At 70.9% G+C, this 19,677-nt stretch carries 15 protein-coding genes and 2 pseudogenes; 7 read left to right on the top strand and 10 right to left on the bottom strand.

The features are described from left to right. Window positions 1-164: 164 nt before the first annotated feature. The 5 genes from ACVNF4_RS17655 to ACVNF4_RS17635 all read right to left on the bottom strand — a co-directional run bounded on the left by ACVNF4_RS17655 (window position 165) and on the right by ACVNF4_RS17635 (window position 7,789). Window positions 165-3,077, bottom strand: a complete 2,913-nt coding sequence (locus ACVNF4_RS17655) for a glycoside hydrolase family 2 TIM barrel-domain containing protein (RefSeq protein ID WP_461803777.1) — start codon at window positions 3,075-3,077, stop codon at window positions 165-167. Next, window positions 3,077-3,913, bottom strand: coding sequence for a carbohydrate ABC transporter permease (locus tag ACVNF4_RS17650; protein ID WP_461803776.1), 837 nt, complete (start codon window positions 3,911-3,913; stop codon window positions 3,077-3,079). The genes ACVNF4_RS17655 and ACVNF4_RS17650 overlap by 1 nt, the downstream gene beginning before the upstream one ends. Window positions 3,914-3,925: 12 nt before the next feature. Beyond that, window positions 3,926-4,882: a carbohydrate ABC transporter permease gene (locus tag ACVNF4_RS17645; protein WP_461803775.1), complete on the bottom strand. Its 957-nt coding sequence runs from the start codon at window positions 4,880-4,882 to the stop codon at window positions 3,926-3,928. Beyond that, window positions 4,882-6,168 carry an extracellular solute-binding protein gene (locus tag ACVNF4_RS17640; protein ID WP_461803774.1) on the bottom strand — a complete coding sequence of 429 codons (1,287 nt, stop codon included), beginning with the start codon at window positions 6,166-6,168 and terminating at the stop codon, window positions 4,882-4,884. Before ACVNF4_RS17640 ends, ACVNF4_RS17645 begins: the two co-directional genes overlap by 1 nt. A 592-nt stretch (window positions 6,169-6,760) precedes the next feature. Further along, window positions 6,761-7,789: a carbohydrate kinase family protein gene (locus tag ACVNF4_RS17635; protein ID WP_461803773.1), complete on the bottom strand. Its 1,029-nt coding sequence runs from the start codon at window positions 7,787-7,789 to the stop codon at window positions 6,761-6,763. Window positions 7,790-7,931: 142 nt separating this feature from the next. Between ACVNF4_RS17635 and ACVNF4_RS17630 the strand changes: the two genes are divergently transcribed. From ACVNF4_RS17630 to ACVNF4_RS17615, 4 genes are all read left to right on the top strand, one after another. After that, window positions 7,932-8,696, top strand: a complete 765-nt coding sequence (locus tag ACVNF4_RS17630; RefSeq protein WP_461803772.1) for a DeoR/GlpR family DNA-binding transcription regulator — start codon at window positions 7,932-7,934, stop codon at window positions 8,694-8,696. After that, the gene (locus ACVNF4_RS17625) at window positions 8,693-10,030 is read left to right on the top strand and encodes a 6-phospho-beta-glucosidase (protein WP_461803771.1); all 1,338 of its coding nucleotides are present in this window, start codon (window positions 8,693-8,695) and stop codon (window positions 10,028-10,030) included. The genes ACVNF4_RS17630 and ACVNF4_RS17625 overlap by 4 nt, the downstream gene beginning before the upstream one ends. Before the next feature lie 69 nt (window positions 10,031-10,099). Continuing rightward, window positions 10,100-13,147: an alpha-mannosidase gene (locus tag ACVNF4_RS17620; protein WP_461803770.1), complete on the top strand. Its 3,048-nt coding sequence runs from the start codon at window positions 10,100-10,102 to the stop codon at window positions 13,145-13,147. An 89-nt stretch (window positions 13,148-13,236) separates the two neighbouring features. Beyond that, the gene (locus ACVNF4_RS17615) at window positions 13,237-13,365 is read left to right on the top strand and encodes an alpha-L-fucosidase (protein ID WP_461803769.1); all 129 of its coding nucleotides are present in this window, start codon (window positions 13,237-13,239) and stop codon (window positions 13,363-13,365) included. Window positions 13,366-13,669: 304 nt separating this feature from the next. Here ACVNF4_RS17615 and ACVNF4_RS17610 read toward each other — a convergent pair whose 3' ends face one another. Continuing rightward, complete coding sequence (locus ACVNF4_RS17610) at window positions 13,670-14,812, bottom strand: ATP-grasp domain-containing protein (RefSeq protein WP_461803768.1); 1,143 nt, start codon at window positions 14,810-14,812, stop codon at window positions 13,670-13,672. 313 nt (window positions 14,813-15,125) lie between these two features. On the opposite strand from ACVNF4_RS17610, the gene ACVNF4_RS17605 reads away from it, so the two are divergent. Further along, window positions 15,126-15,989, top strand: a complete 864-nt coding sequence (locus ACVNF4_RS17605) for a metallophosphoesterase family protein (protein WP_461803767.1) — start codon at window positions 15,126-15,128, stop codon at window positions 15,987-15,989. A gap of 181 nt (window positions 15,990-16,170) precedes the next feature. Then, window positions 16,171-16,857 (top strand): 4'-phosphopantetheinyl transferase family protein, encoded by a 687-nt coding sequence (locus ACVNF4_RS17600; RefSeq protein ID WP_461803766.1) that lies wholly within the window; start codon window positions 16,171-16,173, stop codon window positions 16,855-16,857. Window positions 16,858-17,212: 355 nt separating this feature from the next. On the opposite strand, the gene ACVNF4_RS17595 is transcribed toward ACVNF4_RS17600, so the two are convergent. From ACVNF4_RS17595 to ACVNF4_RS17585, 3 genes are all read right to left on the bottom strand, one after another. Further along, window positions 17,213-17,422, bottom strand: coding sequence for a hypothetical protein (locus ACVNF4_RS17595; RefSeq protein WP_461803765.1), 210 nt, complete (start codon window positions 17,420-17,422; stop codon window positions 17,213-17,215). A gap of 195 nt (window positions 17,423-17,617) precedes the next feature. Next, window positions 17,618-18,145 (bottom strand): toxin-antitoxin system, toxin component, encoded by a 528-nt coding sequence (locus ACVNF4_RS17590; protein WP_461803778.1) that lies wholly within the window; start codon window positions 18,143-18,145, stop codon window positions 17,618-17,620. Window positions 18,146-18,177: 32 nt separating this feature from the next. Further along, window positions 18,178-18,825 carry a helix-turn-helix domain-containing protein gene (locus ACVNF4_RS17585; protein ID WP_461803764.1) on the bottom strand — a complete coding sequence of 216 codons (648 nt, stop codon included), beginning with the start codon at window positions 18,823-18,825 and terminating at the stop codon, window positions 18,178-18,180. A gap of 277 nt (window positions 18,826-19,102) precedes the next feature. Between ACVNF4_RS17585 and ACVNF4_RS17580 the strand changes: the two are divergent. After that, window positions 19,103-19,567 (top strand): annotated as a pseudogene (locus tag ACVNF4_RS17580) (MmyB family transcriptional regulator); the annotation flags it as partial. On the opposite strand, the pseudogene ACVNF4_RS17575 reads toward ACVNF4_RS17580, so the two are convergent. Next, a pseudogene (locus ACVNF4_RS17575) lies at window positions 19,567-19,677 on the bottom strand (hypothetical protein); the annotation flags it as partial. The pseudogenes ACVNF4_RS17580 and ACVNF4_RS17575 overlap by 1 nt on opposite strands.

Genomic DNA, 19,677 nt, shown 5'->3' with positions numbered 1-19,677 from the left:
GCCGAGCAGCGCCGTCGCCCGCAGGAAACCGCGCCGGCCGGCCCCGGCCTGCGGGGCCTCGCAGGGCTCGCCGTCGGAGGCGCCGTCAGAGTTGTGGGCATGCGAAGTACACACGTGTGCTCCGGGTGGTGCGGAAAGGGATGCCGAGGACAGGGAGTGGGGGGTTACAGCGCGCGCAAGGTCCAGCTCCAGTGGTGGCAGCCCGTCGCGACGAGATAGGAGGGGAAGGTGTCGGGCCCGCACGACGCCGTGCCGAGCCCCCGGTGTGCCGCGTCGACGTGCACCACGCAGCCCGCGCGCGGCACGAGTTCGTCGTGGTGCGCGGCTGCCGTCAGATCGTCCGCGCGGTGGCGCGTGACGGAGACCTGGCGCGGCCCGTCGAGCGTCACGGCGAGACCGGTGGCGTCCGGCGCGGACAGCGTGAACCGCCGTACGCCGTGCAGGCCGCCGCTCTCCTGCGGACGCAGGTAAGGGGTGAACAGTGAGTCGACGGGCGCGGTGTGGTGGCCGACCGGGGCGCCGTGCGCGCGGTCCGGGTACGACTCCCAGGGGCCCTGCCCGAACCACTCCAGCAGCTCCGGGCCCGGCACGGTCTCGAAGACCGTCCCGACCCGCGCCACGTCGTGGAACGCCTCCGGCACCTGCGCCGACTCGTCGACGTGGACACCGCCCTCGACCGGCGTGAGGATCTGCCGGTGCCGCACGACGCCGGTGGCGCCCGCGTACTCGGCGTCCACGACGACCTTCGCGCCGTCCCGCTGCACCGCCACCAGCCTGCGCACGAGCCGGTCGAGCCCCCACGTCCGCCAGCGCGGCGCGATCCCGCCCAGTTCGTCGTTGTCGGTGGGCGCCCGCCACAGCGTCAGCACCGGCGGCGAGGCGAGCAGCGGATGCACGAGCAGCCCGTCGCCGTCGACCTCCACACTCCCCGAGACGACCGGTTCCCCGCCCGCCGCAGGACCCCGCAGCCGCACCTGAGGCACGCAGACCTCCGTCCCCGCAGGCGCCCACGGCAACTCAAGAGCCGTCGTCACCCGCAGGGTCAGCCACGCCTCCCCGCCGTCCGAGGGCAGCTCGAACGGCACGGGGACGACGGCGGACTCACCCGGCGCGAGCGCCGGCAGGCCGGCCGGAGCGGTGCGGCCGGTGCCGTCGGCGAGCGCGAGCCGCCACTCGGCGGCCAGCCAGTCCAGGCCGATGAAGTGCTGGTGGTTGGAGATGACGACGTTGTCGGAGCCGTCGGACTCCAGCCGGACCGGAGCGGCGATCTCCCGGTGCTCGAACAGAACCGGTTTAGGAGTCCGGTCCGGGAAGACGACGCCGTCCGCGATGAACGCCCCGTCGTGATCGGGTTCGCCGAAGTCACCGCCGTACGCCCAGCGGTGGCCGGGTCCGGCGACGCCGCTCTCGTAGAGCCCGGCGCCCCCACGCCCGGCCGGTCGTCCGTCGTTCACACGCTGGAGGATGCCGTGGTCCCAGAACTCCCAGATGAACCCGCCCTGAAGTCCAGGGGTGGACTCGATGGCGGACCAGTGGTCGGCCAGCGTGCCGTTGCTGTTGCCCATCGCATGGGAGTACTCGCACCAGATCAACGGCTTCGTCTGCCTCCCCGAACGGGCGTGCGCGACGACGTCCTCCAGCGAGGCGTACATCGGGCAGGCGATGTCCGAGGCGTCCGAGGGGGCCGCCCAGTCGAGCTTCGACGCGCCCTCGTACTGAACCGGTCGAGTGGGGTCGTGCCGGCGCACCCAGCCGGCCGCCGCGTCGTGGTTCGCCCCGTAGTCCGACTCGTTGCCCAGCGACCACACGATCACCGACGGGTGGTTCTTGTCCCGCAGCACCATCCGCGAGACACGGTCCACGAACGCGCCCAGATAGCGCGGATCGTCGGCGATCTCGTGCGCGTGGTCGTGCGACTCGACGTTCGCCTCGTCGACGACGTACAGCCCCAGCTCGTCCGCCAGGTCGTAGAACGCGGGGTCGTTCGGGTAGTGCGAGGTGCGCACCGCGTTGAAGTTGAACCGCTTCAGCAGGGCGAGGTCCGCCCGCATGTCGTCGTACGTCACCGTCCGGCCCGTCAGCGGGTGGAAGTCGTGCCGGTTCACCCCGCGCAGGAACACCCGCACCCCGTTGACCAGCAGATCCCGGCCGACGATCGCGACGTCCCGGAAGCCCACCCGGTGCCGGGAGACGTCCGCTACGGAGCCGTCGGCGCGGTGCAGCCGCACCGTGAGGCCGTACAGGACCGGCGTCTCGGCGCTCCAGGGGCGTACGTCCGGCACGCGCGCGTTCAGGCGGGCCTCGCCCAGGAAGCCGGAGACCCGGTCCTCCGCCACGTTGAACCGGTCGAGTTCGGTGTCCCGGTCGAGCGGCTGCCCGTCCAGCTCGCCGGTCACGTACCAGCCCTCCGGCAGGTTCCCCGAGGTGTGCCGCACCGCGCAGTCGACGCGGAGCGCCCCGTCGGCACCGGCGCGCACGTCGACGTCGGCGAGGTGCAGGGGGTCCGTCGCGTACAGCAGCACCGACCGGGTGATCCCGCCGTGCCACCAGTGGTCCTGGTCCTCGATGTGCGAGGCGTCCGACCACTTGACGACGGTGAGGCGGACGACGATCCGCCCGCCCGGCCGCGCGTGGCCGGTGATGTCGAAGTCGGCCGCGAGGTGCGAGTCCTTCGACAGACCCACCGCAGCGCCGTCCACGTGGACCAGCAGGACGCTCTCCGCCGCCCCCACCTGGAGGGTGATCCGCTTGCCGGTCCACTCGGCCGGGACGTCCACGACCCTCTCGTACACGCCCGTCGGGTTCGCGGCGGGCACGGCCGGCGGGACGTCGTCGAAGGGCATCCGGACGTTCAGGTAGACCGGCAGGTCGTCGGTGTCCTGCATGGTCCAGGCGCCCGGCACGGTCTGGGTGGACCAGTCCGGGCCGGGCGCCGTGTCGGGGGAGAGGAGCAGCTGGAAACGCCACTCGCCGTCCAGACAGAGGGCGTTCTCGCGCCGGTCGACGGCGGACATGGGGGAGCGCCCCCAGGAGGTCACCTCAGGTGACTCCCAGGGGCGCGGGGCGGACAGGTCCATTACTTGATGGCCCCCTTCGCGAGGTCTCCGATGATCTGGCGGGCGCCGACCGCGAACACGATCAGCAGCGGGACCAGCGCGAGGAGCGCGCCGGTCATGACCATCCCGTAGTCCGTCGTGCCGTGGTTGCCGTTCAGCTGCGACAGGGCGACCTGGAGGGTCACGTTGTCCGGGTTCGTGAGCGCGATCAGCGGCCACGCGTAGTCGTTCCACTGGCCCATGAACGTGAAGATCCCGAGGAACGCGAGGCCCGGCCGCACGACCGGCAGGGCGACGTGCCAGTACTGGCGCAGGAAGTTCGCGCCGTCGATGCGGGACGCGTCGAGGAGTTCGTCGTGGATCGCGCCCGTCATGTACTGGCGCATCCAGAAGATCCCGAACGCGTTCGCCGCGGCCGGCACGATCAGCGACGTCATCGACCCGATCCAGCCCAGCTTCGCCATGATCACGAACTGCGGGATCGCGGCGAGCTGCGCCGGCACCATGAAGATGACCATCAGCAGCGCGAACAGCACCCGGCGCCCCGGGAAGTGGAACTTCGCGAACACGAACGCGGCCAGCGAGTCGAAGAACAGCACCAGCACGGTCACACTGCACGCGACCAGCAGCGAGTTGCCCATCGACCCGAAGAAGTCGATCGAGTCGAGCAGATTGCGGACGTTCTCCCCGAAGTGCGAGCCCGGCAGCAGCTTCGGCGGATAGGAGAAGATCTCCGACGACGTGTGCGTCGACATGACGACGGCCCAGTAGAACGGGAACGCCGACAGCAGCAGCCCCACGACCAGCACGGCGTGCAGCGCGATCCCGCGTCCGCGGGAGCCCTTGATGGATGACATGGCGCCCGGCTCCTAGTCTTCGCCCCGGCGCTGCACCAGGCGCCAGTTGACGATCGAGAAGATGATGACGACGAGGAAGATCCCCCACGCCACGGCGGCGCCGTAGCCGAAGTCGTTGTTGTCGAAGGTCTGCTGGAAGAAGTAGAGGACCATCGTCTGGCCCGAGTGCCCGGGACCACCCGCGTACGCCGAGTCGTTGGCGGTCGTCTGGAGCAGCACCTGCGGCTCCGAGAACGACTGGAGCCCGGTCACCGTCGAGACGACCAGCACGAACAGCAGCACCGGCCGCATCATCGGCAGCGTGACCCTGAAGAACGTCTGGAACGGGTTCGCCCCGTCGATCTTCGCCGCCTCGTACAGCTCGCTCGGGATCGTCTGGAGCCCGGCGAGGAAGATGATCGCGTTGTAGCCCGTCCACTGCCAGGTCATCAGCATCGCGATGGCGACCCTGATCCCCCACGGCGTGTTCAGCCACGCCACCTGGTCCAGGCCCACCGCCTGCAACAGGGCGTTCATCAGGCCGAAGTTGGTGGAGAACACCGACCCGAAGATGATCGCGACCGCGACCACCGAGGTGACGTTCGGCAGGAAGTAGGCGAACCGGTACACGTTCTTGAAGCGGACCGCCGAGTTCAGCATCACCGCCGTCACCATCGCCAGGAAGATCATCGGGAACGTCGCCAGCGCCCAGATGATCAGCGTCGTCCCGATCGAGTGCCAGAAGTCCGTGTCCCCGAGGAGATAGCGGTACTGCGCGAGTCCCGCCCACTCCATCTTTCCGAGGCCGTCCCACCGGTGCAGCGAGACGTACAGCGAGAAACCGACCGGGATCAAGCCGAAGCCGAGGAACAGCAGGTAGAAGGGGGAGATCGCGGCGTAGAGATGCCAGTACTTGCGCCAGCCGCTCCTCGGCCGGCTCGGCGACTCGTCCGTGACGTTGACGGGCGGCTTGTCCAGGGCGGTGGCCATCAGTAGCTCACCCCCAGGTGCTTCGCGATACGACGGCACTTGCTCATGGCGTCCTTCCATGCCTGCTCGGGGTTCTTGCCGAGGACGCCGACATTCTTGATCTCGTCCTTCAAGGGCTGGCCCAGCGCGATGTCGAACGGGCTGTTGTAGGCGACCGGAATCTTTTGCGCGGCCGGCCCGAAGACGTCCATGGTCACCTGCCCCCCGAAGAACGGGTCGGGCTCGGTGAGCTTCTTCATGCCGTACGACGCCGGTGTGGACGGGAACAGCCCCGCGTCCACGAACCCCTGCGCCTGGTTCTCGGCGTTCAGCAGCCACGTGATGATCTCGAACGCCTTCTGCGGCTCCCGGCACTCCTTGGTGATCGCCAGGAACGAGCCGCCGATGTTCGAGGGGCCTCCGGGGCACGCGGCCACCCGCCAGCGTCCGGCCGTCTTCGGCACGCCCTGCTTGAGGTCGCTGCTCGACCAGGAGGCGTTCAGGTTCGACGGCAGCTTGCCGTCCTCCTGCGCGGACAGCGCGTCCGGGGTGCCGCTGACGATGCTGGAGACGATCCCGCGCCTCTTCGCCTCCACCGCCCGCGCCCACGCCGTGCGCACGTGGGTCTCGTCGCCGATGAAGTGCTTGTCCTTGTCGACGTACTGCCTGGTGCCCTGGCTCATCGACATCGTGAAGACGCTGGTGATGTCGGTGAGCAGATACGTGCCCGGGATGCGTTTCTTCAACTGCTCGCCGGCCGCGAAGAACTGCTCCCAGGTGGCGATGTCCTTCGAGACGTCCGCCGGTTCGTGGGGCAGGCCCGCCTTCTCGAAGATCGCCGGCTGGTAGAAGTGCGCGACCGGGCCGCAGTCGATGGGGAAGCCGACCATCGTGCCGTCGTCCGCCACTCCCTGGTCCCACTTCCAGGACAGGTACTGGCTCTTCAGCTTGTCCGCGCCGAGCGTACGCAGGTCCACGAACTGGTCCGCGTTCGGCAGGTAGGAGGCCATGTCCTCACCCTTGAGCCCCGCGATGTCGGGGATGTGGGCCCGGCCGGCCATCGTGGTGATCAGCTTCGAGCGGTAGTACCCGCCGATCTGGATCGCCTTCAGGTCGACACCGGGGCCGTAGCGCTTCCTGGCGTTCTTGACGACGGTCTCGCTCAGGCCGCCGTTCCAGTACCACAGCACCATGCTGTTGCCGGTCGAGCCGGCCGGCACCGCGCAGCCGGACGCCAGTCCGCCGAGCGCGCCGGCGGCACCGGTGGCCAGGCCGGCGCGCAGCAGACCTCTTCGTGAGAGCTGCACAGCTTTTACCGCCTTTCGGGGGGCGTTGAGGGGGAGGGGGTGTGGGGGTTGGTTGGGGCCTGCGTTGAGGGGTTTGGTTTTTTTGTGGGCGTTGGTTGTTGGGCTGGCGCGCGGGGCTGTGACATTGGCTCTCTCGCCTACGGGGCGCCTAAGTCGGTGTCGAGGACACGGCCGTGCTCAGCCCTTCGGGCCTCCGCGCGCCCGCGCCCTCGACACCGACGCGCCCCTTCGGCTCCTTCGCGGCCGGTGGCCGGAGAGGGTGGCTGAGTGGGTGGGCACTCAACCGGCGTTTGTGGAGTTTGGGTGCGCGGTGTTGATATGGCGGCGCAGCCGCCTTCTAGGGGCGCGGGGAACTGCGCGACCAGCCACAACAAGCCCGCAGTCGCCCACCCACCAAAACCACCCGAGTCGGTGGGCGCATACCCGGCGCCGAGGAAGTCTGAGCGCGGGTGCCCGGCGATGGCGGCGCAGCCGCCTTCCAGGGGCGCGGGGCTGTGTCTATTTGCGGCTACCGCCGCGTGGGCGCGAACGGCCACCACGGGCCCGCAGCCGCCCACCCACCAAAACCACCCGACCCGGTGGGCGCACCCCCTCACCCCAGCCGAGCCGGTGGCGTCACCGGTGCATATCTCACCGGCCCTCCCGGGTCGGCGGGCAGCCGCTCCGGCAGGAACCCGTACGCGTGCCGGAGCCCGGGATCCGTCACCGACCGCCACCACTGGTCCACCCCGTACCAGCCCGGCGCAGCGAGCGCCCCGCCGTGATGCTGGACGGAGAGGCCCGCGGCCAGTACCGCGAACTTGAGCCGCTCCTCCAGGGGCCAGCCGCCGAGGGACGCGGCGACGAAGCTCGCGCCGAACACGTCGCCCGCGCCGGTCGCGTCCAGGACGTCCACCGGGAGCGCGGGGACCTCGGCGTACTCGCCGGTCTCCTGGTCGACCGCCACCGCACCTTCGCCGCCGCGTGTCACGACGGCCACCGGTACCAGCTCGGTGAGGATGCCGAGCGCGGCGCGGGCGCTGTCGGTGCGGGTGTAGGCCATGGCCTCGGTCTCGTTGGGCAGGAACGCGTGGCACAGCGCGAGCTGCTCCAGGAGGGCGGGCGACCACTCCTGCGTGGGGTCCCAGCCGACGTCCGCGTACACCTTGGTGCCGTTGGCCGCGGCTTTCGCGATCCACGCGCGGGGCTCGGCCTCCAGGTGGACCAGGGCGGTGCGTGCGGCGGGCGGGTCGGCCATCAGCGCGTCCTGCGTGAACGGGGGCTCCTGGCCGTGGGTGACCAGCGCCCGGTCGTCGCCGTGGGCGAGGGCCACCGTGACCGGGGTCGGCCAGTTGTCGGCGATCCGGGAGAGCGAGAGGTCGACGCCCTCCTGGCCGGCGATCACCTCGTGGCAGTGCGCGCCGTAGAAGTCGTCACCGAACACCGTCGCGAGCGAGGTGCGCAGACCGAAGCGGGCGGCGGCCACCGCGAGGTTCGCGATGCCGCCGGGGCCGCAGCCCATGCCGGCCGTCCAGACCTCCTCGCCGGGCGTGGGGGGCTTGCCCAGGCCGGTGAGGACGAGGTCGTAGAAGAGCAGCCCGGTCAGCAGCACGTCCGGGCGGGCTTCGGGGGTGTCGTCCACGGGGGTGGCGCCTCTCGTCGGAACGTTCGTCAGAACTGTTCACATTCGGTGCACGGAATCGTGCGCCCTCATCCAGATCTGGTCAATAGTCGAGCAGAAACGAGCATGGATTTGATTGAAGATGACGAGTACTGTTCGTGTCGTGCTGGCAGAACGACGACATCAACTCATCCTCCGGGCCCTGCGCTCCGGCGGCCCGGCCGCTGTCACCGACCTCTCCGAGCAGCTCGGCGTGAGTCCCGCGACCATCCGGCGCGACCTCGTCAAGCTGGAGGAGGACGGCCTGCTGACCCGGGTGCACGGCGGTGCGGTCGCGGAGGACGGCGACCAGCCCTTCGCCGAGGTGGCCGAGGTGCGCGTCGCCGAGAAGGACGCGATAGCCGCCCGCGCGGCGGCGATGATCGAGCCGGGCCAGTCGGTCCTGCTCGACATCGGCACCACGGCCTACCGGCTCGCCCGGCAACTGCACGGCCGCCGCCTCACCGTCATCACCAGCAACCTCGTCGTCTACGAGGAACTGGCGGACGACGAGGGCATCGAGCTGGTCCTCCTCGGCGGCATGGTCCGCCGCGAGTACCGCTCGCTGGTCGGCTTCCTCACCGAGGACAACCTCCGCCAGCTGCACGCCGACTGGCTCTTCCTCGGCACGAGCGGCGTGCGCCCCGGCGGCCAGGTGATGGACACGACCGTCGTCGAGGTCCCGGTCAAACGCGCGATGATCAAGGCGAGCGACAGAGTCGTCCTGCTCGCCGACCGGACCAAGTTCCCCGGCACGGGCATGGCGAAGGTCTGTGGTCCAGAAGATCTGGACGTGGTGGTGACGAACGCCCCGGTCGACGCGGCGACCCGCTCCTCCCTGGGAGAGGCGGGCGTCGAGGTGGTCGTGGCAGGAAAGGGTGAGGCGTGAAACTGACGATTCTGGGCGGCGGCGGGTTCCGGGTGCCGCTCGTGTACGGGGCGCTCCTCGGAGACCGCGGTGAGGGCCGGGTGACCGAGGTCGTCCTGCACGACCTGGACGCGGGGCGGCTGAAAGCGGTTACTCGTGTTCTCACCGAGCAGGCGTCCACCGTGCCGGACGCGCCGACGGTGACCGCCACCACCGATCTGGACGACGCTCTGACCGGCGCCGACTTCGTGTTCTCCGCGATCCGCGTCGGCGGACTTGAGGGCCGGGCGAACGACGAGAAGGTCGCCCTCGACCAAGGGGTCCTCGGTCAGGAGACGGTCGGCGCGGGCGGCATCGCCTACGGGCTGCGGACGGTCCCGGTGGCCGTCGACATCGCGCGGCGCGTGGCCCGGCTCGCTCCCGACGCCTGGGTCATCAATTTCACCAACCCGGCGGGCCTCGTCACCGAGGCGATGTCCCGGCACCTCGGCGACCGCGTCATCGGCATCTGCGACTCCCCGGTCGGCCTCGGCCGCCGCATCGCCCGCGTGCTGGGCGCGAACCCGGACGACGCCTACATCGACTACGTCGGCCTCAACCACCTCGGCTGGGTGCGCGGCCTCAAGATCGCCGGCCGGGACGAACTGCCCCGCCTCCTCGCCGACCCCGATCTGCTGGGTTCCTTCGAGGAGGGCAAGCTCTTCGGCACCGACTGGCTCGCCTCCCTCGGCGCGATCCCCAACGAGTACCTGCACTACTACTACTTCAACCGCGAGGCCGTCCGCTCCTACCAGGAGGCCGTGAAGACCCGGGGTGCCTTCCTGCGCGACCAGCAGGCCCAGTTCTACGACGAGGTCGCCGCCCCCGGCGCACGGGCCCTGGACGCCTGGAACCGCACCCGCGCCGAGCGCGAGGCCACCTACATGGCCGAGAACCGCGAGACGGCAGGTGCGGGTGAGCGTGACGAGGACGACCTCTCCGGCGGGTACGAGAAGGTCGCCCTCGCGCTGATGCGGGCCATCGCCCGTGACGAGCGCACGACCCTGATCCTCAACGTCCGCAACCGCCACACCCTCTCCGTGCTGGACGCGGACGCCGTCATCGAGGTGCCCTGCCTGGTCGACGCCAACGGAGCCCACCCGGTCGCCGTCGCCCCGCTGCCCGGCCACGCGGTCGGACTGGTCAGCTCCGTCAAGGCTGTTGAGCGTGAGGTCCTCGCCGCCGCCGAATCCGGTTCCCGTACGACGGCGGTGAAAGCGTTCGCGCTGCATCCGCTGGTGGACTCGGTCAACATCGCCCGCAGGCTGGTCGAGGGCTACACGGCCGTCCACCCTGGTCTCGGCTACCTCAAGTAAGCTCCCGGCGGGAAGCGTCCAGAAAGCGCTTTCTGCGGTTGTTCCGGTATCTCTCCCTGGAGACCTCTCATGCATGACGAACGCCAGCGGATCGAGGAGCGCGTCGAGCGCCTTCACGCCCAGCGCATCAAGCCCGCGATCTACGCGGCGACCGTCCCCTTCGCGGTGGAAGCCTGGCAGGCCCCGGGAGAGCCGGTGTCCTTCGAGGAGGCCGCCGCCGCGACGTACGAGCCGTTCGAGATGGACACCCCCTGGGGGCCGCCGTGGGGGACCACCTGGTTCCGGATGCGCGCAGCCGTCCCCGCCGAGTGGGCGGGCCGGCGCGTCGAGTCGGTCATCGACCTCGGCTTCGTCGGCGACTGGCCCGGCAACCAGGCCGAGGCCCTCGTCCACACGCCCGACGGCACGCCCCTGAAGGCCGTCAACCCGCTCAACCAGTACGTCCCCGTCGCGAACCCGGCGACCGGCGGCGAGGAGATCGACTACCTCGTCGAGGCGGCCTCCAACCCGGACATCCTCGCCGACAACTTCTCCAAGATCACGCCGATGGGTGACGTCCTCACCGCGGGCTCCAAGCCCCTCTACACCTTCCGGCACGCGAACCTCGCCGTCCTCGACGAGGAGGTGTGGCACCTCGACCTCGACGTGCAGGTCCTGCGCGAGCTGATGGTCGAGCTGAGCGAGCACGACCCGCGCCGCCACGAGATCATGCACGCCCTCGACCGCGCGATGGACGCCCTGGACCTGGACGACGTCGCGGGCTCGGCGGCCGACGTCCGCGCCGTGCTGGCGCCGGTGCTGGCCAAGCCCGCCAACGCCTCCGCGCACATCGTCTCCGGCGTCGGCCACGCGCACATCGACTCCGCGTGGCTGTGGCCGATCCGCGAGACGAAGCGCAAGACGTCCCGCACGTTCTCCAACGTGACGTCCCTGGCCGACGAGTACGAGGAGTTCGTCTTCGCCTGCTCGCAGGCCCAGCAGTACGAGTGGGTGCGCGACAACTACCCCAAGGTGTGGGCGCGGATCCAGGAGTCCGTGAAGAAGGGCCAGTGGGCGCCCGTCGGCGGCATGTGGGTCGAGGCGGACGGCAACCTCCCCGGCGGCGAGGCCGTCGCGCGTCAACTCATCCACGGCAAGCGGTTCTTCATCGAGCACTTCGGCATCGAGACCAAGGGTGTGTGGCTGCCGGACTCCTTCGGCTACACCGCCGCCTATCCGCAGCTCGCCAAGCTCGCCGGCAACGAGTGGTTCCTCACCCAGAAGATCTCCTGGAACCAGACCAACACCTTCCCCCACCACACCTTCTGGTGGGAGGGCATCGACGGCACCCGCATCTTCACCCACTTCCCGCCCGTCGACACCTACAACGCCCGCTTCAGCGGCGTCGAGATGGCCCGCGCGGTCCGCCAGTACCGCGAGAAGGGCAACGCCAACCGCTCGCTGGCGCCCTTCGGCTGGGGCGACGGCGGTGGCGGCCCCACCCGCGAGATCATGGAGCGGGCACGGCGGTTGAAGGACCTCGAAGGCTCCGCCAAGGTCGAGATCGAGCACCCGGACGAGTTCTTCGCCAAGGCCCGCGCCGAGTACCCCGACGCCCCCGTCTGGGTCGGCGAGCTGTACCTGGAGCTGCACCGCGCCACCTACACCTCGCAGGCCCGCACCAAGCAGGGCAACCGGCGCAGCGAACACAAGCTCCGCGAGGCCGAGTTGTGGGCGACGACGGCCGCGCTGCACGCGCCGCAGTACACCTACCCGGCCGAGAAGCTCGACCGCCTGTGGAAGACGGTCCTGCTCCACCAGTTCCACGACATCCTGCCCGGCTCCTCCATCGCCTGGGTGCACCGCGAGGCCGAGGCCGAGTACGCCCGCGTCGCCGGGGAGCTGGAGGAGCTGACCGCCGAGGCGATCGACGCCCTCGGCCACGGCGGCCTGCGCGTCTTCAACACCAGCCCCTACGACCGCGCCGAGGTCGTTCGCACCCCCGACGGCACCCGCGCCTACGTCGAGGTCCCGGCGAACGGCAGCGCCGCGCTGGGCGACGCGGTGGCGGTCCCGAATCCGGTGACCGTGGACGGGCTGACCCTCGACAACGGCCTGGTACGGGTGGAGTTCGCCGAGGACGGCACCCTGAAGTCGGTGTACGACATCGGCGCCGGGCGTGAAGTCCTCGCCGAACCCGGCAACTTGCTGCGCCTGCACACCGACCTGCCCAACTACTGGGACGCCTGGGACATCGACAAGCACTACAAGAACCGTTACACCGACCTGCTGGACGCGGACTCGGTGGCGGTCGTCGAGGCGGACCCGCTGATCGGCGCCGTCCGCATCGAGCGGTCCTTCGGGAAGGGCTCGACGATCGTCCAGACGGTCACCGTCCGCGCGGGCAGCTCCCGCATCGACGTCGAGACGGACATCGACTGGCACGAGGCCGAGAAGATCCTCAAGGCCGCGTTCCCCATCGACATCCGCGCGCCGCACTCCTCCGCCGAGATCGCCTTCGGCCACATCCAGCGGCCCACCCACACCAACACCTCGTGGGAGTCGGCCCGCTTCGAGGTCTCCGGCCACCGCTGGGTCCACCTCGCCGAACCGGGTTACGGCGTCGCGGTGTTGAACGACTCGACGTACGGCCACGACGTCTCCCGCACGGTCCGCGAGGACGGCGGCACGACGACCACCGTCCGCCTCAGCCTCGTGCGCGCCCCCCGCATCCCGGACCCGGGCGCCGACCAGGGCCGCCACCGCTTCACCTACTCCCTGCTGCCCGGCGCGAGCATCGCCGACGCGGTCGCCGAGGGCTACTCCCTCAACCTGCCGCTGCGCCTCGCGGAGTCGGCCGGCGCCGCCGACCCCGTCGTCTCCGTGGACGGCGAGGGCGTCACCGTCGAGGCCGTCAAGCTCGCCGACGACTCCTCCGGCGACCTCGTCGTCCGGCTCTACGAGTCCGGCGGCGGCCGGGCGCGGGGTGTGCTGCGGACGTCCGTGGCGCTCGCCGGGGCGCAGCTCACGGACCTGCTCGAACGGCCGCAGGAGGACGTGGAGTTGGGGTCGGACGGGTCGGTCGCGGTCGAGCTGCGGCCGTTCCAGATCCTGACACTGCGGCTGCGGCGCGCGTGACCCCTGGGGGACGGGCACTCGGCGGTGCCCGTCCCCCGGGTTCTCTCTTTCCCCCCGGCAAGTCCCCAGCTCGGTCGAGGAGTTCAGCCGTGCCCAGGCAACTCTGGTTCACCGACGCCAAGTTGGGGATCTTCGTCCACTGGGGCATCTACGGTGTGCGGAGTATGCGGGTCGTGGGGGCCGGGACGGAGCTGCACCGGGGAGCCGGACGGTTCTGAACGTCGTTCGGGTCGGTCGGTCGCTCCCCGTGACAGCGGCCGACCGACCCGATCCCCCGATCGCTCCGCGGACCTCCCGTACCCCGTTCGGTCCCCCGTGAGTTCCGCGGAACTGTGGTGCTTCCCCCTGGAGACGCCGGTGCTTCCCCCATGGAGCCCCATGCGCGCCCACATGAGTAAGAGCACCCGCCCCACCCCCTGATACACCCCCGGACAAAAAAATCTCCCCCAGTTCTCGCGGCTGCCGCGACGACCGGGGGAGACAAGGCCACTCACGTCTGTGACCTGCGCTGACGCATGAACGCTACGCGGGAGCCCCCGCCTCGGAGCCCACCGGCGCCTCCACGGACCGGCTCTGCACCGCCGTCGCCGCAGCCTGCACCGGCGCGAGCACCGGCTCGTCGACCCGCTGCGCCGGCAGCGTCACCGGGCGCAGCGGACGCGGTCCGGAGACGACCGTGTAGTCCTGCCCGAGGAACGGCGGCGCGATCTCGCCCGGGTCCTCGCCGAGCGCCAACTGCACAGCCGCCCAGGGGGCGTTGACGCCGCACAGGGACAGCTGGTGCAGTCCGCCGGCGGGCCGGGTGTTGACGTCCATGAGGACCGGCTCGTCACCGAACATCCGGAACTGGATGTTGGACAGGTAGTGCAGCCCGAAGCCCTCGGCGATCCGCTGCGCCGGCTCCAGCCACCGCTTGTCCTGCGTGAACCCGCGCCGGCGCCCGTTCTTCGTGCGCCCGATCGCCATCCGGAGCAGGTTGTCGGGGCCGGTGAGGCAGTCCACCGACACCTCGGGCTGCTCAAGGCGCGGCATGACGATCCAGTCGACCTCCTCGTCGGCCTCCTCCAGCGCCGCCGTCACCATGTCCAACGGCACGTAGGGCGAGGGGAATCCGCTGAGGTGCGTGAGGGAGAAGGGGGTGCGGGTGACGACACGGAAACCCACCCCGCCCGCACCGGACGCCGGCTTGAAGCACGCCTTGTGGCCGTCGGCCTCCAACGCGTCGACAGCGGCGACGAGTTGCTCGGCGTCACGGACCCGGAACCACGGCGGCACACCGACGCCGATGGCCTGTACGGCTTCGTACGCGACGATCTTGTCCTCGAAGACGGCGACGGCCTGCGGGGTCGGCGCGAGCAGCGCGGTGCCGACGGCCTCGAAGTCGGCGCGGTGCTCGACGATCGCCGACTGGTGCAGGCGCGGCACGAACACGTCGATGGAGCGGCGCGCGCACTGGTCGAGCGCGAACTCGACATAGGCGGCGGGGGAGAGGCCCTCGGGCTCCAGGTCGGCGGTGTCGGCGGCGGCCAGGACGGGGGAGTCGGCGTCGCCGTGCGTCGCATGGATCTCCACGGCGCGGTCGCTGGGATTTCTCCGCAGCTGATCCATGAAGAAGACGTTCTCCGCGTACGTGCGGTTGAGCCAGACGCGTACGCGAGAGACCATGCGAGGCCGCCTTTCAGGGGTCGCGGGCAGGGCGAAGCGGGCCCGGCCCGGGCAAGGGATGAGGAGGGGACACCAAACCGCCCTGCGCGAAGGGAAGTTCATGGCGGTGGTGTTGGGGCGATCATACGGCCTGGGAGGAGTCTCGCGTGCAACACGCGTGTTACGGATTCCCGGGTGGTGACTGCCGGGTGTCCGCTGTGGGGAGGGCCACCTTGTCGTGGGACGCGGGATGTGTTGTCGTGGTGACCTTGGAATGTGCCGGATGTCGAGAGACTTCCGGATTCGAGAGACTCAGTGGAGACGGGGACGTGCGGTGACGACGACGGCCGGGGGTGCCGGACGACTGCTGGCCATCAGTGACCTGCACATCGGATACCCCGAGAACCGGGCCCTGGTGGAGGAGTTGCACCCGGACACCGAGGACGACTGGCTGCTCGTCGCGGGCGACGTCTCCGAGAACGTCGCGGACATCCGCTGGACCCTCAAGACCCTCGCGAGCCGCTTCCGCAAGGTCGTCTGGGTGCCGGGCAACCACGAGCTGTGGACGCACCCCTCCGATCCGGTGACGCTGCGCGGCGTCGAGCGCTACGAACACCTCGTCTCCGTCTGCCGCGACCTCGGTGTCGTCACTCCCGAGGACCCCTACCCCGTCTGGGAGGGCCCCGGCGGCCCCGTGGTGGTCGTCCCGCTGTTCCTCCTGTACGACTACTCGTTCCTGCCCGCCGGCAGCGCGACGAAGGAGGCGGGGCTGGAGTACGCGCACGGCACGGGCGTCGTCTGCAACGACGAGTACCTCCTGCACCCCGACCCCTACCCCACCCGCGAGGCGTGGTGCCGGGCGCGGGTGGAGCAGACGCTGGAGCGCCTGGAGCGGGAGCTGCCGCCCGGCCTGCCCGTCGTGTTCGTCAACCACTACCCGCTGGACCGGCACCCCACCGAGGTCCTGTGGTACCCCGAGTTCGCGATGTGGTGCGGGACGACGCTGACGGCCGACTGGCACCGCCGCTTCCCGGTGGCCGCCATGGTCTACGGCCACCTCCACATCCCCCGCACGACCTGGCACGAGGGCGTCCGCTTCGAGGAGGTCTCGGTGGGCTACCCCCGCGAGTGGAAGAAGCGCCAGGGCTCACCGGGGCGCCCGCGGGTGATCCTTCCGGTGCCGGGTGGGGCGAAGTGAGCGGGGGTGCCGTCGGTGCGGGGCGAGGGCCGGTGAGCGGCGGGTCCGGTGGCCGGGCGGCGGGAAGGGCAGTGAGTCGGATCGCCGTCCGTGCGGCCGGAGGGGCAGTGAGTCGGCTCGCTGCCCGTGCAAGGAGAGAGCCAGTGAGCGGGCGGTTGCTGTTCGTGAAGGGAGAGGGCGCGTGATCGAGCGGTTGCTGCCGGCGTCGGTGGTGGCGGTGGAGGCGTTCGGGCCGGCTGCCGCCGATCCGGGCGCCGAGGCGGGGCTGTTCCCCGAGGAGCTCGCGGTGATCACGCGGGCCGTCGACAAGCGGCGTCGCGAGTTCGCCACCGTGCGGGCCTGCGCGCGGCAGGCGATGGAGAAGCTCGGGGTCGCCCCGCAGCCGATCCTGCCCGGCGAGCGCGGCGCTCCCGGCTGGCCCGAGGGGCTGCGCGGCAGCATGACGCACTGCGCCGGGTACTGTGCGGCGGCGCTGGTCCGCGAGGGCGACCTCGCCTCCCTCGGGATCGACGCGGAGCCCCACGACCGGCTGCCGGAGGGCGTGCAGTCCGCGATCGCGCTGCCCGCCGAGGAGGAGCGGCTCGCCGCGCTCACCGCCGCCCACCCCGGCATCCACTGGGACCGGCTGCTGTTCAGCGCCAAGGAGTCCGTCTACAAGGCGTGGTTCCCGCTGACCGGCAAGTGGCTGGACTTCGCCGAGGCGGACATCGTCCTCACCCCGTCCGACGACGCCTTCGGCACCCTCTCGGCGACCCTCCTCGTACCGGGGCCGGTGGTCGACGGGCGGGAGGTCGGGCGGTTCGAGGGGTACTGGACCGTGCGGGACGGGGTGCTGGCGACGGCGATCACGGTGCCGCGGACCGCCTGATCCGGCGACGCCCTCCGGGCCTCGGGCACACTCCGACGCCCGGCGCCCCGCGAGGTCCGACGTCTCACGGGGGCGGAGTCCTCGGGGACCGGCGCCCTGCGCGGTCCGGAGGTTCTTGAGGCTCGGCGTCTTCGGGGGCCGACGCCCCGCGAGGTCCGGTGTCTCTTGTGGGGCGGGGCTCTCCGAGGTCCGGTGCCTCTGGGGGTCGGCGTCGCGCGAGGTCCGGCGTCTCACGGGGGCGGAGTCCTCGGGGACCGGCGCCCTGCGCGGTCCGGCGGTTCTTGAGGCTCGGCGTCTTCGGGGGCCGGCGCCTCGCGAGGTCCGGCGTCTTCGAGGTCCGGTGCCCCTGTGAAGCTCAGGGGCACCACCCCCGTACGAGCCGGAAGAACTCCTCCTCGTTGCCGGTGAGGCCCGCCTCGCCGAGTGCCTGCTCCGCCTCGGCCAGCACCGACGCGGGGACGACGCGCACCTCCCCGTCGTACGCGGCGGCGACGGTGTTCAGCAGCCTCAAGTACGCCTGGACGGCGGCACGTTCACGGTCGGTCAGTACGGCGGCGGTGGGCATCGGGCGGCTCTCCCCTGATCGGCGACGGCGTACCCTCCAGCTTGCCCCCCGCCACTGACAATCGCCCTCAACCCCGTTGCGATGCGCTCCGGTTCACCTGCATAGCGCACGGCAGGTCTCCGGAAGCCCGCCAAAAGAGGCCCAGGACCCCGTTTTTGGGGCCCTGCGGCAGCGGTACGCGTGTCTGGCGGGACTCTACTTCGCGTCCTGCCGCAGATACCCGAGCGACGCCTCGATCCGCCCCGCGAGCCGGTCGCGCTGCCCCTTCTCCGGGCCGCCCGCCAGCAGGCTCCGGCAGCGGCTGGCCAGCAGCAGCCCGAACGTCTCCGCCTCCCGCTCGTCCGCCTCGTCGAACCGCGTGCGCGCGGCGACCGCGCGGACCGTCTCCTGGAGGTCGGCGCCGTCGCACAGCAGCCGCGCGGCGACGACGGCACCGTCGACGTGATGGCCGTGGTGCCCGGCGGTCATGTGCCACAGCTCGTGTCCGAGGATGACCAGTTGATGATCGGGCGCGGTCCGTTCCTCGATCACGACGAGGTCCTGATCGGCCATGTCCAGCCACAGCCCGCTCGCGGTCCCCACCGGGAACGCGGCCGTACGGAAGTGCACGGGCCGCCCGCGCCGTCTGCTCATCCCGGCGCACAGCCCCGCGTACAGCTCCTGGGGCGCGGCGGGTACGTCGAGGGTGAGCCCCTCGACGAGTTCGCCGCACAGCCGCCGCATCCGCCTGCTCATGCCCACCGCCCTCCGCTCGTTCACGACTCGGGCCGCTTGACGCTCTCCAGGAGCATGTCCAGCCACTCGGCGACCTTGTCGCGGTGCTGGTCGGTGGGGAGTTGGGCGGCCCGCCAGGCGATCCCGCGCACGCCGTGGTCCTGGAGGAGCCGCTCCAGGGGGTCCGCCGCGGACGCCGCCTCCCGCGCGGCGAGCTGCTGGAGAAGCTCCTGCTCGGTGTGGAGCAGGACGCTGGTGATCGCCTCGGGGTCGTCCGCCGTCAGAAAGCCCGCGTGGACGCGGAAGAACCGCTGGATGGCGTCGCAGTGCTCCATGGTGGGCCGCCGGTCGCCGTTGATCAGCGCGCCCGCCTGCTGCCGGGACATCCCCGCGCCGTCGGCGATCTCCTGCTGGGTGTACTTGCGGCCGTTCGGCTTGAGGCGGGTGCGCCGCAGCAGCCCGAGCCGCTGGAGGAACCGGGCCTGGACGTCGGGCTCCCCGGCCGGACGTCCGCTCAGCAGCGCCTTGACGACGGATTCGGGCACGCCGGACGACACCGACAGCCGGGGGACGTCGAAGACCTGCGCGGACGGCACACCGAGCCGGCCGGCGAGCGCGGTGACACGGGCGACGAGCGCCGGCAGCGAAGCCGTCGCCGGGTCGCCCGCAACCTCGTAGCCATCCGTCACGGAACAGGTCTCCTACATCTCTCGCGGACGCCCCGCGGCTCTCCGGCCGAAACCGCCTCCCCCGGACCGGCGGTCACCTTCATCCATACCGGCAGTCACGGTCAACTGCCCGGAGAGTAGCGGGTTTTTCGAACTCACATCCAGGTCTCGCCACAACTGTGGCCAATTTCAGCCGTCAACCACCGTCGAATGCCACGATAGTTGACATGACGAGTGCGGGGCCGGAGGATCGGGGCGCCGCGAGATGGCCGCATCAGGCAAGAGGGGTGACCTCCCGATGGCGTACAGGGCAGGTGGGCAGCGGTCCGTACCGCGGCCCTTCCCCGAGGGGCACGAGGCCCGCGCGTACCTCCAGGACTACGCCGCGTTGCTGGACGCGGTGGCGTTTCCGTCCGTCGTCCTCGACCAGCGCTGGGACACGGTCATCGCGAACACCGCTTTCCGGACACTTTTCCGCGAGGTCGGTCCGCATCCGACGGCGATGCCGGAGGACAACTTCCTGCGCTTCGTCCTGTTCCACCCGGACGCCTCGACGGTCCTCGGGGACCACGAGTCGCGCTGGTGCCTGCCGCTGCTCGCGCAGTTCGCGGCGGCGCTGGAGCAGCGGGGGGACGACGGTGAACTCCAGGCCGTCCGGCGGGAGATCGCCCAGGATCCGATCATGGAGGCCGCCTACCGGCACGGCCTGCCGCTGTGGATCCGCGAGGCCGGGCCGCAGGGCGTCGCGCTCGACGGCGCCGTCTCCTCCAGCTTCTTCGCCCACTTGATGTTGGCGTGCTCGTCGAACCGGGCCTTGATCTCGACGAGGACCAGCACCTGCTTGCCGGACTCGGCGGCGTCGATCAGCGCGTT

It is taken from the genome of Streptomyces sp. S6, from assembly GCF_054880855.1.
Note: the sequence above shows the minus strand (reverse complement) of the source record. Positions and strands in the feature narration are given on the sequence as shown.

Excerpts from the sequence above, each read along its gene's own strand:
- ACVNF4_RS17655 (WP_461803777.1), bottom strand. The coding sequence starts at position 3,077 with ATGGACCTGTCCGCCCCGCGCCCCTGGGAGTCACCTGAGGTGACCTCC.
- ACVNF4_RS17650 (WP_461803776.1), bottom strand. The coding sequence starts at position 3,913 with ATGTCATCCATCAAGGGCTCCCGCGGACGCGGGATCGCGCTGCACGCC.
- ACVNF4_RS17645 (WP_461803775.1), bottom strand. The coding sequence starts at position 4,882 with ATGGCCACCGCCCTGGACAAGCCGCCCGTCAACGTCACGGACGAGTCG.
- ACVNF4_RS17620 (WP_461803770.1), top strand. The coding sequence starts at position 10,100 with ATGCATGACGAACGCCAGCGGATCGAGGAGCGCGTCGAGCGCCTTCAC.
- ACVNF4_RS17610 (WP_461803768.1), bottom strand. The coding sequence starts at position 14,812 with ATGGTCTCTCGCGTACGCGTCTGGCTCAACCGCACGTACGCGGAGAAC.
- ACVNF4_RS17595 (WP_461803765.1), bottom strand. The coding sequence starts at position 17,422 with ATGCCCACCGCCGCCGTACTGACCGACCGTGAACGTGCCGCCGTCCAG.
- ACVNF4_RS17590 (WP_461803778.1), bottom strand. The coding sequence starts at position 18,145 with ATGCGGCGGCTGTGCGGCGAACTCGTCGAGGGGCTCACCCTCGACGTA.